Here is a 340-nt window from a genome sequence, read left to right as displayed (position 1 = left end):
TCTGGAGTTTTTGCACTTTTAACTATCTCTGCCCATCTAGCCTCTTTAGGAACCCAGAAAATATTCTCTGCTGTATACTCATCTCTTTCCTCTTCGAAACCTTCTCCCTCTTCAACTAATTCATTATATTTACTTTCAAATCTATCGCTTATATATTTTAAAAATACCAATCCTAGAACCACATATTTATATTCTGCTGGATCCATATTGTTTCTTAATTTATCACATGCTTTCCAAAGATTATCTTTGAAATTATCCTTTTCTACTACTGCCATAAAATTCCCTCCTAGTGATTAACTTTAATAAGTCTATTCATACATAGTATACCATATTTAAACTA

The 340-nt window shown here is 30.9% G+C and carries 1 protein-coding gene; it reads right to left on the bottom strand.

All coding sequences use genetic code 11. The features are described 5' to 3' along the window. A partial coding sequence (locus L988_RS00230) for a type I restriction-modification system subunit M N-terminal domain-containing protein (protein WP_047380382.1) occupies positions 1 to 275 on the bottom strand: 275 nt, incomplete at its 3' end. Between the last annotated feature and the right edge of the window lie 65 nt (positions 276 to 340).

This window comes from Cetobacterium sp. ZWU0022 (assembly GCF_000800875.1).
Taxonomy (GTDB): domain Bacteria; phylum Fusobacteriota; class Fusobacteriia; order Fusobacteriales; family Fusobacteriaceae; genus Cetobacterium_A.
Note: the sequence above shows the minus strand (reverse complement) of the source record. Positions and strands in the feature narration are given on the sequence as shown.